This window comes from Nostoc flagelliforme FACHB-838 (assembly GCF_014698065.1).
GTDB lineage: Bacteria > Cyanobacteriota > Cyanobacteriia > Cyanobacteriales > Nostocaceae > Nostoc > Nostoc flagelliforme_B.
On the sequence record NZ_JACJSI010000624.1, the window covers coordinates 1 to 2408 of the forward strand.

At 39.4% G+C, this 2408-nt stretch carries 3 protein-coding genes and 1 pseudogene; 2 read left to right on the forward strand and 2 right to left on the reverse strand.

Annotated features, from left to right (window positions below; genetic code table 11):
- Nucleotides 1–101: 101 nt before the first annotated feature.
- Nucleotides 102–400: pseudogene (locus tag H6G97_RS49845) on the forward strand (hypothetical protein); the annotation flags it as partial.
- Between the two features lie 95 nt (nt 401–495).
- On the opposite strand, the gene H6G97_RS49850 reads toward H6G97_RS49845, so the two are convergent.
- On the reverse strand, nt 496–1194 hold the full coding sequence (locus H6G97_RS49850; RefSeq protein WP_190947624.1) for an aquaporin: 699 nt from the start codon (nt 1192–1194) through the stop codon (nt 496–498).
- A gap of 582 nt (nt 1195–1776) precedes the next feature.
- Complete coding sequence (locus H6G97_RS49855; RefSeq protein ID WP_190947625.1) at nt 1777–1953, reverse strand: hypothetical protein; 177 nt, start codon at nt 1951–1953, stop codon at nt 1777–1779.
- Nucleotides 1954–2055: 102 nt separating this feature from the next.
- Here H6G97_RS49855 and H6G97_RS49860 point away from each other — a divergent pair, with 102 nt between their 5' ends.
- Nucleotides 2056–2235, forward strand: a complete 180-nt coding sequence (locus H6G97_RS49860) for a DUF2382 domain-containing protein (RefSeq protein WP_199350187.1) — start codon at nt 2056–2058, stop codon at nt 2233–2235.
- Nucleotides 2236–2408: the final 173 nt, after the last annotated feature.

Below are 2408 nucleotides of genomic sequence, written 5' to 3' on the forward strand. Positions count from 1 at the left end.
ACTAGGGCTAAGTTTCCGTCCAAGAAGCCAGTACATAAGGGGGCAGGAGTTAAATTGGAAACACTTACTTTTTCTGTAATCAATACTGCTTAGAGCTTAACCGAACCGTATTGGTTGCTGTCCTCAGTTCGCGTGAGGATATTTCCGAAGCGCAAGCTAATAAGATTATCGACCAAATCGAAGACACACGGGATACTGTACTGCAAAGAGCCGAACGCATCCAGCAAGAAACTCAAAAACGCCTCAATGCAATCAAAGAACAAGCACAAAAACAAGCAGTTGAAACCAAAAAAGCCGTCTCAGGTGCGGCTTGGTGGTTATTTAACACAGCTTTTGTTTTTTGGCGGCTTCAGCTATAGCTGGGGCATTTGCTGTATCAGGTTTTGACCTATTTGGTTAAATGTGCTAGGAGTTCATAATTTAGCCTCTCAATAGAGAGGCTTTCTTATTTACGCTCATACAGGACATTAAGTGAGAATGCGCTTGTGATTTGTATTAGATGTCTGGTTTTTGCAGCGATCGGGCCACCATACCCGCTAAAACTCCACCTAAAACTGGGAATACAATGAAAATCCAAAGGTCAGCCAATGCCCAACCGCGAGTAAAGATAGCTGTGGCTAGCGATCGCACAGGATTGACGCTGGCATTTGTCACAGGAATAAGGATAAGATGCACCAGGGTCAGCCCTAAACCTATGGGAATGGGTGCAGACCGTTTGAAAACGGGAGAAGATGTTACGCTCAAGATCAGCAGCACAAAGCCACAGGTAACAATGAATTCCGCTAATGCACAAGCCCACCAACTATAGTTACCAGGGGAGTGAATTCCCACCCCATTAGAACCAAAGTTAGCTGTTGTAAACTCAGGCTTGCCCATGCAAATCAAAAACAGGATAGTACTCCCCCAGATTCCGCCGAGAACCTGACTGCCTATATATGGCAAAACGTCTTTAGAAACTAACTGCTTGGCTACCCAAAAACCAATCGTGACTGCGGGGTTAGCATGACATCCGCTTATAGAACCAAAAGTATAGGCAGCAGTTAACAAACTTAAGCCAAAAGCAAGCGCCACGCCATTAACTCCAACCCAAGGCACTGCACCAGAAATTACCGCAGTTCCCACGCCCATCAGAACCAACCAAGCTGTAGCTAAAGCTTCCGCGAAACATCGTTTTGCTAACGAGTAACGATTCATTTATGAGAAATGCCATAGCTGGCTAGACGTAATGGATACCTGCACACATTAACCCAATGATATGGGGAAAAATGCTTGTTATACTTTATAAGTATAAAATGTAATAAGTAGTGCTATTTGACTGATTTCAAAATTTGATGAAAATTTATTTTCTACACATTTTACACATTATTACTACCGATCAAAAGTTACATCGCGCAATTTATGCTTAAATTGCTCACCTATATTTTGAACTATATCTTGACCCTTTTGCTCACTTGACTCTAAGTTTGGATCTAATCAAGATTACAAGAGGCGCTTACCTATAGTGGGCAGGTAGGTACACCAAAAACAGCTTCAAGTCAACTCAATCTAAGTTAGCTAATTTATTGAGTTTAATAACCATTTATTTGCTGACCAATCCAATAGCGATAAAATGCAAGAGTTCAGCACACGGAAGTTATAATGGGCTGCGCTACGCTACAAATACAAGAGAAATTTTAGAGATAGGATATTCTATCAAATGTTTATCTAATTCTTTAACTATTCTGGCTCCTAAATTTTACCATAAGTTGTTCTTACAATTTATTTCTTTAATTGTAATTATTTTTGTTGTTGCTGAAATTCAGATTCTAACTTTTTTTGACTTTTAGAGGGAGTAACAGATGCTACTGCACCAACTCCAGCCATTCCAACACTGATGAGATACATCAAATTTCTACTTAAATATTGAGAGCCAAGATATCCAAAGGTAATTGCTGCAAATATTGTGCTAATCATTTGAGGTAGCTTCATGTTTAAAACACAGTTACTTGATTAATTTTAACTGGACTAAGAATCGCTAATTTTTGATTACAGTATTTATAGAATAAACAAATAATACTGGCTGAAGAAGTTGCAGATGTCCAAAAGGAAGCTTTTGTGCGCGAAGAAGTCAGGGTACAAAAAGTTATAGGCAAAGAAAATGTAGAGGTTCAACAAACAGTTCGGCGCAAAGAGTTAAATGTTGACAGTGATACAACTCCAATAGTCAATAAGACTAACCGTGATTCATCCATTTAAACTATAAAGACCATTGAATTTTAGTTAGTAGGAGTGGGTTATATACGTGCTTTTACTCGAAATACTGTGAGTAAATTGGCGCTGCAATAGAGCCACGATAAGCATTTCCAAACTTGATATACATAGTCCTTTATCTGGACACTGCAAATATAAGGGAAATCGGCAGGAATTGA

What these genes read in the sequence shown, in the direction of transcription:
- H6G97_RS49855 (WP_190947625.1), bottom strand. Translation starts at nt 1,953, where the DNA reads ATGATTAGCACAATATTTGCAGCAATTACCTTTGGATATCTTGGCTCT.
- H6G97_RS49850 (WP_190947624.1), bottom strand. Translation starts at nt 1,194, where the DNA reads ATGAATCGTTACTCGTTAGCAAAACGATGTTTCGCGGAAGCTTTAGCT.